Origin of the sequence: Pseudooctadecabacter jejudonensis (assembly GCF_900172275.1) — a bacterium.
Classification (GTDB): domain Bacteria; phylum Pseudomonadota; class Alphaproteobacteria; order Rhodobacterales; family Rhodobacteraceae; genus Octadecabacter; species Octadecabacter jejudonensis.
In genome coordinates this window covers 301,654-313,304 of record NZ_FWFT01000003.1, presented here as the reverse complement: position 1 = coordinate 313,304, position 11,651 = coordinate 301,654, and the positions used below count along the sequence as shown (strand labels likewise).

Below are 11,651 nucleotides of genomic sequence, written 5' to 3'. Positions count from 1 at the left end.
CGGCCCGCGGTGCGCACCATCGGCGGCTTGCGTTTCCGAAAGGGGCGGGCGACAACAGATGGGAAACCTATTGCAAACAAGGCGTTCGTCATGCCCAAACAGCTTGCCTTTGTGGCCAGCACAGCACCGATCGCGCAGCAGGCGCAGGCCGCTTTGTCGCAGCAATACGGGTCCGTTCCGCTGGAGGAGGCCGAGGTAATCGTGGCCTTGGGCGGCGATGGCTTTATGCTGGAAACGCTGCACACCACCCAACACCTGCCCGCGCCTGTGTACGGCATGAACCGCGGGACGGTCGGGTTTTTGATGAACACCTATTCGTCCCAGGGTCTGCGGGACCGTCTGGCAAAGGCCGAGGAAGAGGTGATCAACCCGCTGCATATGTCTGCCACAACCGTCGACGGGACCATGCACCGCGCGCTGGCCATCAACGAGGTGTCCTTGCTGCGCGCGGGCCCCCAAGCGGCCAAATTGCGCATCCATGTGGACGACAAAATGCGTATGGATGAACTGGTGTGCGATGGGGCGTTGCTGGCCACGCCTGCGGGGTCCACGGCGTATAATTATTCCGCCCATGGGCCCATCGTGCCCATCGGATCCGACGTGCTGGCCCTGACGGCAGTGGCCCCGTTCCGCCCCCGCCGCTGGCGTGGTGCGCTGTTGCCGAAATCCGCCCGGGTCACGTTTGAAGTCACCAACGCGGACAAACGCCCCGTGAACGCCGACGCGGACGGTGTGTCCGTCAAGGACGTGGCCCGCGTCGATGTCTGGTCCGCCCCTGAGATTGAACACCGCATCCTGTTTGATCCAGGTCATGGCCTCGAAGAACGGCTCATCCGCGAACAATTCGCCTGATCTTTTTCAAAATGATCGGAACCCTTTACGGGCGTGCGGTGTTGTCTCCCCGAAGCCGAGCGGGGCGGTTCCTCGCGATGTCAAGATGACAGGAGTCACGCACATGAATTGGGATATTGCCAAAGGCAAATGGAACCAAGTCAAAGGCGCTGCAAAAGAAAAATGGGGCGAATTGACCGATGATGAGTTGGATCAGGCGGAAGGGAACCGCGATCAGCTGATCGGCACCGTTCAGGAAAAGTACGGCAAAACCAAAGCCGAAGCTGAACGTGAAGTAGATGAATTCGTAGCAAGCCTCTGACACAGAGGTATCCGTGGTGGGATAAAGGGCGGTCCGGTTGGGCCGCCCTTGTTGCATCGCACCTACTTGGCGTAGCCGATCCCCTGTAACGCCACTTTGATCTCATCCAGAATGGCGGGATCGTCGATGGTGGCGGGCATTTTGTAGTCCGCACTGTCTGCGATTTTCACCATAGTGCCCCGCAGGATTTTGCCTGACCGCGTCTTGGGCAAGCGGTCGACGACGCAGCACAGTTTGAACGCAGCGACAGGCCCGATCTTTTCGCGCACCAGTTTGACACAACCCGCCACCACATCGGCCTCAGGCGTGGTGGCCCCGTTGTTGAGGCAGACAAACCCCACAGGCAGCTGGCCTTTCAGGTCATCCGTGACGCCGATCACGGCGCATTCGGCCACGTCCGGATGGGCGGCCAGAACCTCTTCCATGCCACCCGTCGACAGCCGATGGCCCGCCACGTTGATCACATCATCGGTGCGCGCCATGATATAAAGGTATCCGTCCTCATCAATCATGCCCGCATCGCCGGTCTCATAGTAGCCGGGGAAGGCGGTGAGGTAGCTTTTCTTGAACCGGTCTTCCGCATTCCACAAGGTGGGCAATGTGCCTGGCGGCAGGGGCAGTTTCACGACGATGGCCCCCAATTCGCCCGCAGGCAGCGGATGGCCCGCATCGTCCAAAATTTGCACATCAAAGCCTGGCATCGCCACGGTGGGGGAGCCGAGTTTGACCGGAAGCGGTTCGATCCCCACAGGGTTGCCCGCGATGGTGTAGCCCGTTTCGGTCTGCCACCAGTGGTCGTAAATCGGCTTGTCCAGCTTGTCTTGCATCCATTCAATCGTGTCGGGATCGGCCCGCTCGCCCGCCAGATAGATCTGGTTGAGACAGCTGAGGTCGTATTTCGCGACAAACTCACCTTTGGGGTCTTCGCGTTTGACCGCGCGGAACGCGGTGGGGGCCGTGAAGAAGGATTTGACGTTATGTTCTTCGATGATCCGCCAGAACGTGCCTGCGTCCGGCGTGCCTACGGGCTTGCCCTCAAACACAATCGTCGTGTTGCCGTGGATCAGCGGTGCATAGCAGATGTAGCTGTGCCCCACGACCCAACCCACGTCTGACGCGGCCCAGAACACATCGCCCGGATCGACGTTGTAGATGTTCTTCATCGTCCAGTTCAGCGCCACCAGATGGCCCGCCGTGGGCCGCACAACCCCCTTGGGCGCGCCCGTGGTGCCGGAGGTATAGAGGATATAGGCCGGATGCGTGCCTTCTACCGGAACGCAATCGGCGGGTGTCGTCCCCTTTTGCATCTCGTACCAATCCACGTCGCGCGGGCCCAGTTCGCAGGGGTGCTGTTCGCGCTGCAGGATGACGCAGACGTCGGGTTTGTGCGCCGACATCTCGATCGCGCCATCGAGGAGGGGTTTATATTCCACCACGCGGTTCGGCTCCAACCCAGCTGATGCGGCGATGATGGCCTTGGGTGTGGCATCGTCGATGCGCACGGCCAGTTCATTGGCCGCAAAGCCGCCAAAGACCACTGAATGGATGGCCCCCAGACGTGCGCAGGCCAACATCGCCTCCAACGCTTCGGGCACCATCGGCATGTAGATGATGACGCGGTCGCCTTTGGTCACCCCAAGGGCCGCCAAGCCCCCTGCAAGGGCTGCGATGCGGGTCTGCATTTGCGCATAGGTGAACGAGGCTTTGGTGCCGGTGATGGGGCTGTCATAGATCACCGCCGCGCGGTCCCCGTTGCCCTGATCCACGTGCCGGTCAATGGCGTTGTAGCAGGTGTTGACCGTCGCGTCGCGGAACCATTCATACAGCGGTGCTTTGTCGTCAAACAGCGCCTTCGTTGGCGCCTCCACCCAATCAATCGCCTCTGCCGCTTTCAGCCAAAAGGCCTCAGGGTCGTCCTGCCAGCTTTGATAGATGTCGCGGTATGCCATGGTCGTCTCCTCCGTTGAGACAGGCATAGGCCGCGACCTGCCGCTGGGGCAAGCCTGATCCGTGCCAACGGGCCGGCGCTTTGCATTTTTTCGCAAATGCCTGTTGCAAATTTTTGCAAATGGCGCGGCAGGGGCCTGTCTTGCGAATGCCCCTGCGTCACTTTGCAAAGCTGCAAATCGCCTTAGCCGTATTCGTGCACCGGCGTGCCTGCGATGGCCGCCATGTTCAGCAGGCCCCGTGCTGTGATCGCAGGTGTGACAATGTGGGCGCGGTTGCCCATGCCCATCAGGATCGGACCAACCTCAAGCCCGCCCGCGCGCATTTTCAAGATGTTGCGCACCCCGCTTGCGGCATCTGCATGGCCAAAGATCAGCACGTTGGCGGCCCCTTTCATCCGGTTGCCCGGCAACAGCCGCGCGCGCAAGTCCGGGTCCAACGCGGCGTCGATGTTCATCTCACCCTCGTAGGCAAAATCGACACCATGGGCGTCCAGAATCCCCATGGCAGCGCGGATGCGGGTGCCGGTGTCGCAATCCAGATTGCCAAACTGCGACTGCGCGCAGAAGGCGATGTTGGGGGTCAGGCCGAACCGTTTCACATGCCGCGCGGCCCCAATGGCCGACTGCGCGATCTGTTCCGGCGTGGGTTCTGATCGCACGTGCGTGTCCGCGATGAACAGCGGCCCGTCTTCAAGGATCATCATCGAAAGCGCACCTTGTACGTCATGGCCGTTCCCGAGCACGTTTTCGATGTAGTTCAGGTGCCACCTGAACTGACCAAAGGTGCCGCAGATCAGGCTGTCGGCTTCGCCGCGCTGGACCATGACCGCACCAATCGCGGTGGTGTTCGTGCGCATGATGGCCCGCGCCAGATCGGGTGTGACGCCCTTGCGCGCCATATGGCTGTGGTAGGTTTCCCAATAATCACGGTAGCGCGGATCGTTTTCGGGGTTCACGATGTCCAGCTTGTCGATGTTCAACTCAAGCCCCGCGCGCGCGGCCCGTGCGCGGATCACGTCGGGACGGCCAATCAGAATGGGCGTTTCGGTTGTTTCTTCGAGGATCGCTTGCGAGGCCCGCAGCACCCGTTCGTCCTCGCCCTCGGCAAAGACAATCCGCCGCGCCGCCGTAGCTGCGGCCTGAAAGACGGGCCGCATCAGCATGGCGGATTTGAACACAGATGCGTCAAGCTGCGCCTTATAGGCCTCAATCTCGACCTCTCGTGTGGCGACGCCGGTTTCCATGGCGGCCTTTGCAACAGCACTGGCCACGACGCCCATCAAGCGCGGATCGAAGGGTTTGGGGATCAGGTAATCGGCCCCGAAGGTCAGCTGTTCGCCCTGATAGGCGGCGGCGGCCTCAGCACTTGTTGTGGCGCGCGCCAGCGCCGCGATCCCCTCGACGCAGCCCACTTGCATGGCGTCGTTAATCTGCGTGGCGCCCACATCCAACGCCCCGCGAAAGATGAACGGAAAACACAGCACGTTGTTGACCTGATTGGGAAAATCGCTGCGCCCTGTGGCGATGATGGCATCCGGTTTCACCTCTCGTGCAAGGTCCGGCAGGATTTCAGGCGTGGGGTTGGCCAGTGCAAAGATGATCGGCGTGTCCGCCATTTTCGCCACCATATCGGGCGTCAGAACACCCGGCCCGCTAAGGCCAAGGAACAGATCCGCCCCCTCAATCACGTCTGCCAAGCTGGCGGGGGTTGTGCCTTGGGCATACTCCGCCTTTTGCGGCGTCATATCTTTCTCGCGGCCCTCGTACACCAGCCCTTCGATGTCGCAGAGCCAGACGTTCTCGCGCCTGACCCCCAGTTTCAGCAACATATTGAGGCAGGCAATCCCCGCAGCCCCGCCGCCCGTGCTGACGATCTTGATGTCCTCAAACCGTTTGCCCGCCACGCGCAACGCGTTGGTGGCCGCCGCCCCAACGACAATCGCAGTGCCGTGCTGGTCGTCGTGGAAGACGGGGATGTTCATCCTTTCACGGCACAATTTTTCGACAATAAAACAATCGGGCGCCTTGATGTCTTCGAGGTTGATGGCACCGAACGTCGGCTCCATCGCGCAGACGATATCGGCCAGCTTTTCGGGGTCAGGCTCATTCAACTCGATGTCAAAACAATCGATGTCCGCAAATTTCTTGAACAGAACCGCCTTGCCTTCCATCACCGGTTTTGACGCCAGCCCACCGATGTTGCCCAGACCCAGCACCGCCGTGCCGTTGGTGACCACAGCCACCAGATTGCCCCGCGCGGTGTAGTCGCGCGCCGTCGCAGGGTCTGCCTTGATCTCAAGGCAGGCCTCGGCCACGCCGGGGCTGTAGGCGCGGGCCAGATCACGCCCGTTGGCCAAAGGTTTGGTCGCGCGGATTTCAAGTTTTCCGGGCTTTGGGTGTTTGTGATAGTTCAAGGCCGCCTGACGCAGGGTTTCGGCGTGGGTGTCTTTGGGGGTGTCAGCCATGGCGGGCTCCAATTCTGGGCGGTGGCAGAAATTTGTTTAACGTTAAACTAATTTTCTGACGCTGGGTCAACGACCCGTTTAGCCTGCCCGATTGATGCTTGCAATTCCAGCCGTGCGCGAACACTTTTGCGCCATGACACTCAAGACCCACAGCACCGACATTCAGGCCGAGGTCTGCCTGCCCACCACGGACCTGACCGCTGACATCGGCTTTTTCACCAAGACGTTGAACATGCGGATGGATATGATCTTTCCGGCGGATGACCCGTCGGTGGCGGTGTTTTCCGGCCACGGGCTGCGGGTGCGGCTGGATCGGGGCGATACGTCTGCCGCAGGGCATATTCGTCTGCTGACAGATGCGCCTTGGACCGATGCCACACTGACAGCGCCGGGCGGCACGCGGGTCACCGTCGCGCCGCTTAATGCGCCGGTTGACATGCCCAGCACAGCCCACGCCTTTGTGGTGCGCCGTCTGGCCGATCAGGCGCCGTGGGTCATTGGGCGTGCGGGCATGCATTACCGCGATCTGATCCCCGACCGGCTGGGCGGATCCATCATCGCCTCCCACATTCGCATCCCTGATGGAGGGCCGGTGCCCGATATGGTGCATTTCCACAAGGTCGGGTTTCAGCTGATTTTTTGCATCGCGGGCTGGGTCGATGTGGTCTACGAGGATCAAGGCGGCCCGATCCGTCTGCATGCGGGCGATTGTTTCATCCAGCCGCCCGAAATCAGGCACCGTGTGCTCGAAGCCTCGGACGGGATCGAAGTGATCGAGATTGGCGTACCCGCCGAGCACGTGACCGAGATTGACCACGACATGATCCTGCCCACCCCCCACCTTCGGCCTGACCGGGAATGGCAAGGCCAGCGGTTTGTTCACAACGTCGGCAAAGATGCAGATTGGACACCCGCGCGTCTGTCTGGGTTCACGTCTCGCGACACCACCATCAATGCTGCGACCAAGTCCGTGGCGGGCGTCAATGTCTTGCGGAAATCTGATGCGGATGCCCAATGGGCCCGCCATGATGCCGACATACATTTCACATTTGTGATGTCGGGCGGCATGACGTTGGAGGGCGAGGGCCAGACCCCCCACACCCTTACTGCGGGGGATGCCTTTGTCATTCCCCCCGGCATGGCGACCCGCTACGCCGATGCCACGGACGACCTTGAACTGCTGGAGGTCTCCTTGCCTGGCGCGTTCAAAACCACGCCTCAGCCATCCAGCTGATCCTGCAGCGCGCCAATGCGCTCCATCGCCTGACGCTGGTTCAGGGCCGTGTCAAACGGCTCATCCAGTTTTTCGCACAGCGCGCGCAATTCAGCGGCCTGCACTTCGGTCATGGGGGCGTTTGCGTCATAGTCGGGGTCCATGTTCAGGTTGGCTTGCGCCACGCGTAACGTGTTTGGCATATCGGTCTCCTTTGCGGGGTTAACCCCACCGGCCGCTTGTCGGTTCCCCCTTGCGCTTGTCAGGCTGGGTTGCGACACTTTTGAAAACGGAAGGATCCCATGTCTTTGATCGATGCCGCACGCGCCGTGCGCGAAAATGCCTATGCGCCATATTCCAACTTCAAGGTCGGTGCGGCCCTGCGCACGCCGGATGGCACCGTATTTACAGGGATCAACGTCGAGAACGTGGCCTACCCCGAAGGCACCTGTGCCGAGGCCGGTGCCATTGCCGCCATGTGTGCGGCGGGCGCGCGCGAAATTGCCGAGGTTGCGGTGATTGCCGACGCCCCGTCTCCCGTACCCCCCTGCGGCGGCTGTCGCCAGAAGATCGCGGAATTTGCGGGGCCGGATGTCGTCGTGACCATGGCCACGACAGACGGCGCAACCCTGTCCATGACCGTGGCGGAGTTGCTGCCCGGCCGCTTTGACGTCTCCCACATGGACCGCACGTGATCCCCCATGGATGCGCGCGCGATCATTGCCAAAGTCCGACGCGGCCAAGACCCCGCGCCTGAGGAATTGGCGTGGTTCGCCAATGGTTTGGCCACCCGTGCGGTGTCGGACGCACAGGCCGGTGCCTTTGCCATGGCGGTGTGCCTGCGTGGCCTGTCGGACGCAGGGCGGGTGGCGCTGACCACGGGGATGCGTGACAGCGGCGATGTGCTGCGTTGGGATCTGGACGGGCCTGTCTTGGACAAACATTCCACCGGCGGGGTGGGCGATCCGGTGTCGCTGATCTTGGCACCCGCGCTTGCGGCCTGCGATGTGTTCGTGCCCATGGTCTCGGGCCGGGGCTTGGGCCACACGGGCGGCACCTTGGACAAGCTTGAGGCGATCCCCGGCCTGAAAACCACCCAAACGGCGGCCAATTTCCGCGCCATCACCCGCGACATCGGCTGTGCGATTGTGGGCGCCACCAATGCCATCGCCCCTGCGGACAAACGTCTTTATGCGGTGCGTGATGTGACGGCGACAGTCGAAAGCGTGGATCTGATTTGCGCCTCGATCCTGTCCAAAAAGCTTGCCGCGGGGCTTGAGGGTCTGGTGCTGGACGTCAAGGCGGGCAGTGGTGCGTTCATGAAAACAACGGCAGAGGCCATGGCGCTGGCCACAGCACTGGCCACAACCGCCAACGGCGCGGGCACGCCCACGGCGGCCTTCATTACCGACATGTCGCAACCGCTGGCCCCCGCCCTTGGCAATGCGACCGAGGTCGCGGTTTGTCTTGAGGTTTTGTCGGGCAACCGCGCTGCCGCCCCGCGCCTGCATGATCTGGTCGTGGCGCTGTGCGCCCGTGTCCTTGCCCTGTCGGGCCAGTCAGAGGGGGAGGCGGAGGAGCGCGTGACCGCCGCCATATCCTCAGGCCACGCCATGGTGTGTTTCGCCGCCATGGTCCGCGCCATGGGCGGGCCGCCCGACATCGCCGAAGACTGGCACACCCATCTACCCAAGGCCCCCGTGGTGGGCGACGTGCCAAGCCCCAGGGGCGGGATCATCACCGCCATCGATGGGGAGGCGCTGGGCCTCGCCGTGGTGCGCATGGGCGGCGGGCGACAGGTCGAAACCGACCGGATCAACCCGTCGGTGGGGCTGTCGGATGTGGTTGAGGTGGGCCAATCGGTGTCGCGCGGTGATCCTCTCCTGACGATCCACGCCGCCGATGAGGACAGCGCCATCGCGACCGCCCGCGATGTGCTGGCCGCCATCACGATTGGCGACGCAGCCCCCGATCTGCCCGATCTGATCCACGGCAGGATCGACCCATGAGCGATCATCCAAAGGCCCGTGCGTTCCTTATTGTGATCGACAGTGTCGGCATCGGCGGCGCGCCCGATGCGGATCAGTTTTTCAACAACGACACGCCGGACACCGGCGCCAACACCCTAGGCCACATCGCGCAGGCCTGTGCCGCGGGACAGGCCGAAGACGGGCGCAGCGGCCCCCTCAATATCCCCACGCTCGCAGCCCTTGGGGCAGCGGAGGCGATCAAGCTGGCAACTGGTCTCGATTTGGGCTGGCCCGCCCCCACGGGTGCCTTTGCCGCCGCCACCGAAGTCAGCCCCGGTAAGGACACCCCATCGGGTCACTGGGAACTCGCCGGTGTGCCCGTGCCGTGGGATTGGACGACCTTCCCCAAAGCCACGCCCGCCTTCCCTGACGCCGTGACGGCCCACATCTGCGCGGTCGCGGGCACAAAGGGCATTTTGTGCAACGCCCATGCCTCGGGCACAGAAGTTATCGACACCTACGGCGCGGAGCATCTGCGCACCGGCTGGCCCATCTGCTACACCTCCGTGGACAGCGTGTTGCAGATCGCAGCCCATGAGGAGGTGTTCGGTCTGGACCGTCTGTTGCACCTTTGTGAAACCATCGCACCGATGCTGCACGACATGCGCGTCGGACGCGTCATCGCGCGGCCTTTTGTGGGGCAGGCGGGCGCGTTTCAGCGCACCCTCAACCGCCACGACTATGCCATTGAAACACCGGCCCCCACCTTGTGTGACTGGGCCCATGATGCGGGCCGCAGCGTGCAGGCCATCGGCAAGATCGGCGACATTTTCTCAATGCGCGGCATTGATGAGGTCCGCAAAGGCGACGATGCAACGCTGATGCGCCACCTGTCTGACCTGATCGACACCGCACCGGACGGCGGGCTGGTCTTTGCCAATTTCGTCGAATTCGATAGCCTGTACGGCCACCGTCGCGACGTTTCAGGCTATGCGCGGCACCTGGAATGGTTTGATGTGCAGTTGGGCGCGCTTTTGCCTCGACTAAAACCCGATGATCTGTTGATTGTCACCGCCGATCACGGCAATGACCCCAGTTGGACGGGGGGCGATCACACCCGTGAACGGGTGCCGGTGCTGTGTCATGGTGCGGGACACCGCAATCTTGGCCATGTGGCCTTTGTCGATGTCGCGGCCTCTGTTGCCACCCATCTGGGGCTCACCCCGCAAACTGGAAAGTCCTTTTTATGACCCTCAGATCCTACCCCAAGGTTGAATTGCACACCCACCTTGAAGGCTGCGCGCCGCCCGCGCTTGTCCGTGATCTGGCCCGCGAAAAGAACATCCCGCTTCAGGGCGTCTTTGATGCAGAGGGCCATTATACCTACGACAATTTCGCCCAATTCCTGAAGGTGTATGAGGCCGTCTGCACGACCCTGCAAACTCCGCAGGATTTCTATCGTCTGACGCGCGCGGTCCTGGAAGACAGCGCATCCCACGGGGTTGTCTATCAAGAGGTCTTTCTGTGCCCCGACTTTTGCGGCGGCGGCGATCTGGCCGCTTGGCGGGACTATTTGGCGGCGATGGTGCAGGCCGCGTCCGAGGCGGAGCGCGACTTCGGCATCACCGCCCGTGGCATCGTCACCATCGTGCGCCATTTCGGGGCTGATCAGGGCAAGATCACTGCGCGCTGCGCGGCGGAAACCGCAGGCGATTTCATCACCGGCTTTGGCATGGGCGGGGCCGAGGATTATGGCCGCGCCGCCGATTACGCCTATGCCTTCGACATGGCGCGCGAGGCCGGTTTGCGTCTGACGTCCCATGTTGGCGAATGGGGTGGGCCGGATGCTGTGGCCGAAACCCTGCGGGATCTGCGCGTCGAACGCATTGGCCACGGCATCAACGCCCGCCATGATGCGGATCTGATGCGCCGGATCGTCGATGAAGGCATCGTGCTTGAGGTTTGCCCGATCTCCAACATCGTGTTGCGCGCCATTCCGCCCGGCACCCGCCACCCCATTGATCAGCTGCGTGAGGCCGGTGCGCGTGTCACCGTCTCCACCGACGATCCGCCGTTCTTTCACACCACGATGACCGCAGAATTTGCCTATCTGGCCGACACCTACGGCTGGGGGCCTTCGGATTTCGACACCCTGAACCAAACGGCCCTTGCGGCGGCCTTTTGTGATGACACCACCCGCGAAGCAATCGCGAAACGCCTAAAACCGGAGGCCCAATGACACAGCTACCGCATCTTACCCACGTCACCCACCCGCTGGTGCAGCACAAGCTGACGCTGATGCGCGACCAGGACACGCCAACGGCTGTGTTTCGCCAGCTTTTGCGCGAAATCAGCCAGCTGTTGGCCTATGAAATCACCCGCGAATTGCCGATGACGACGAAGTCCATCACCACCCCGATGGAGGAGATGGAGGCCCCAACCCTAGAGGGGCGAAAGCTCGCCCTGATCTCAATCCTGCGGGCAGGCAACGGCCTGCTTGACGGGATGTTGGAATTGATTCCGTCGGCCCGTGTGGGCTTTGTCGGGCTATACCGCGACGAAGACACGCTTGAGCCTGTTCAGTATTATTTCAAAGTCCCCGATCACATGAGCGAACGGATGGTCATCGCTGTGGATCCCATGTTGGCCACGGGCAATTCGTCCATTGCGGCCATTGACCTGCTGAAAAAGTCCGGCGCCAAGGACATCCGGTTCCTGTGTCTGCTGGCCTCACCCGAAGGGATTGCCGCCATGAAGGCCGCGCACCCTGATGTGCCGATTGTGACAGCGGCGGTGGACAGCCACCTCAATGACCATGGATATATTGTGCCAGGCCTAGGGGATGCGGGTGACCGGATGTTTGGCACCAAATAGGGACGACAATCCCTTTACTTTGTAGGC

At 62.1% G+C, this 11,651-nt stretch carries 11 protein-coding genes; 8 read left to right on the top strand and 3 right to left on the bottom strand.

Features of this window, described 5'->3' with window-relative positions:
• Positions 1–90 precede the first annotated feature (90 nt).
• Complete coding sequence (locus PSJ8397_RS10645) at positions 91–852, top strand: NAD kinase (RefSeq protein ID WP_085864875.1); 762 nt, start codon at positions 91–93, stop codon at positions 850–852.
• 103 nt (positions 853–955) lie between these two features.
• Positions 956–1,153 carry a CsbD family protein gene (locus PSJ8397_RS10640; RefSeq protein ID WP_085864587.1) on the top strand — a complete coding sequence of 66 codons (198 nt, stop codon included), beginning with the start codon at positions 956–958 and terminating at the stop codon, positions 1,151–1,153.
• Positions 1,154–1,215: 62 nt separating this feature from the next.
• On the opposite strand, the gene PSJ8397_RS10635 is transcribed toward PSJ8397_RS10640, so the two are convergent.
• Together PSJ8397_RS10635 and PSJ8397_RS10630 are read right to left on the bottom strand one after the other, a co-directional pair.
• The gene (locus tag PSJ8397_RS10635; RefSeq protein WP_085864586.1) at positions 1,216–3,102 is read right to left on the bottom strand and encodes a propionyl-CoA synthetase; all 1,887 of its coding nucleotides are present in this window, start codon (positions 3,100–3,102) and stop codon (positions 1,216–1,218) included.
• Between the two features lie 182 nt (positions 3,103–3,284).
• Positions 3,285–5,567: an NADP-dependent malic enzyme gene (locus PSJ8397_RS10630; RefSeq protein ID WP_085864585.1), complete on the bottom strand. Its 2,283-nt coding sequence runs from the start codon at positions 5,565–5,567 to the stop codon at positions 3,285–3,287.
• A 133-nt stretch (positions 5,568–5,700) separates the two neighbouring features.
• On the opposite strand from PSJ8397_RS10630, the gene PSJ8397_RS10625 reads away from it, so the two are divergent.
• Entirely contained in the window at positions 5,701–6,801 is a 1,101-nt protein-coding gene (locus PSJ8397_RS10625) for a cupin domain-containing protein (protein WP_085864874.1), read from the top strand.
• On the opposite strand, the gene PSJ8397_RS10620 is transcribed toward PSJ8397_RS10625, so the two are convergent.
• Complete coding sequence (locus PSJ8397_RS10620; protein ID WP_085864584.1) at positions 6,786–6,983, bottom strand: DUF3072 domain-containing protein; 198 nt, start codon at positions 6,981–6,983, stop codon at positions 6,786–6,788. The genes PSJ8397_RS10625 and PSJ8397_RS10620 overlap by 16 nt on opposite strands.
• 99 nt (positions 6,984–7,082) lie before the next feature.
• On the opposite strand from PSJ8397_RS10620, the gene PSJ8397_RS10615 reads away from it, so the two are divergent.
• Genes PSJ8397_RS10615 through upp form a run of 5 tightly spaced genes read left to right on the top strand, consistent with a single transcriptional unit; the run spans position 7,083 to position 11,624 of the window.
• Positions 7,083–7,475: a cytidine deaminase gene (locus PSJ8397_RS10615; RefSeq protein ID WP_085864583.1), complete on the top strand. Its 393-nt coding sequence runs from the start codon at positions 7,083–7,085 to the stop codon at positions 7,473–7,475.
• A gap of 6 nt (positions 7,476–7,481) precedes the next feature.
• Positions 7,482–8,789 carry a thymidine phosphorylase gene (locus tag PSJ8397_RS10610; RefSeq protein WP_085864582.1) on the top strand — a complete coding sequence of 436 codons (1,308 nt, stop codon included), beginning with the start codon at positions 7,482–7,484 and terminating at the stop codon, positions 8,787–8,789.
• A complete protein-coding gene (locus tag PSJ8397_RS10605) occupies positions 8,786–10,000 on the top strand; it encodes a phosphopentomutase (protein WP_085864581.1) in 1,215 nt (404 codons plus the stop codon). Before PSJ8397_RS10610 ends, PSJ8397_RS10605 begins: the two co-directional genes overlap by 4 nt.
• The gene (locus tag PSJ8397_RS10600) at positions 9,997–10,989 is read left to right on the top strand and encodes an adenosine deaminase (protein ID WP_085864580.1); all 993 of its coding nucleotides are present in this window, start codon (positions 9,997–9,999) and stop codon (positions 10,987–10,989) included. Before PSJ8397_RS10605 ends, PSJ8397_RS10600 begins: the two co-directional genes overlap by 4 nt.
• Positions 10,986–11,624 carry a uracil phosphoribosyltransferase gene (upp, locus tag PSJ8397_RS10595; RefSeq protein ID WP_085864579.1) on the top strand — a complete coding sequence of 213 codons (639 nt, stop codon included), beginning with the start codon at positions 10,986–10,988 and terminating at the stop codon, positions 11,622–11,624. The genes PSJ8397_RS10600 and upp overlap by 4 nt, the downstream gene beginning before the upstream one ends.
• Positions 11,625–11,651: the final 27 nt, after the last annotated feature.

Bases quoted from the DNA above. Each gene is read 5' to 3' on its own strand.
- PSJ8397_RS10635 (WP_085864586.1), bottom strand. From the start codon at position 3,102: ATGGCATACCGCGACATCTATCAAAGCTGGCAGGACGACCCTGAGGCC.
- PSJ8397_RS10610 (WP_085864582.1), top strand. From the start codon at position 7,482: ATGGATGCGCGCGCGATCATTGCCAAAGTCCGACGCGGCCAAGACCCC.
- PSJ8397_RS10605 (WP_085864581.1), top strand. From the start codon at position 8,786: ATGAGCGATCATCCAAAGGCCCGTGCGTTCCTTATTGTGATCGACAGT.
- PSJ8397_RS10630 (WP_085864585.1), bottom strand. From the start codon at position 5,567: ATGGCTGACACCCCCAAAGACACCCACGCCGAAACCCTGCGTCAGGCG.
- PSJ8397_RS10640 (WP_085864587.1), top strand. From the start codon at position 956: ATGAATTGGGATATTGCCAAAGGCAAATGGAACCAAGTCAAAGGCGCT.
- PSJ8397_RS10620 (WP_085864584.1), bottom strand. From the start codon at position 6,983: ATGCCAAACACGTTACGCGTGGCGCAAGCCAACCTGAACATGGACCCC.
- PSJ8397_RS10625 (WP_085864874.1), top strand. From the start codon at position 5,701: ATGACACTCAAGACCCACAGCACCGACATTCAGGCCGAGGTCTGCCTG.
- PSJ8397_RS10645 (WP_085864875.1), top strand. From the start codon at position 91: ATGCCCAAACAGCTTGCCTTTGTGGCCAGCACAGCACCGATCGCGCAG.
- PSJ8397_RS10615 (WP_085864583.1), top strand. From the start codon at position 7,083: ATGTCTTTGATCGATGCCGCACGCGCCGTGCGCGAAAATGCCTATGCG.
- upp (WP_085864579.1), top strand. From the start codon at position 10,986: ATGACACAGCTACCGCATCTTACCCACGTCACCCACCCGCTGGTGCAG.
- PSJ8397_RS10600 (WP_085864580.1), top strand. From the start codon at position 9,997: ATGACCCTCAGATCCTACCCCAAGGTTGAATTGCACACCCACCTTGAA.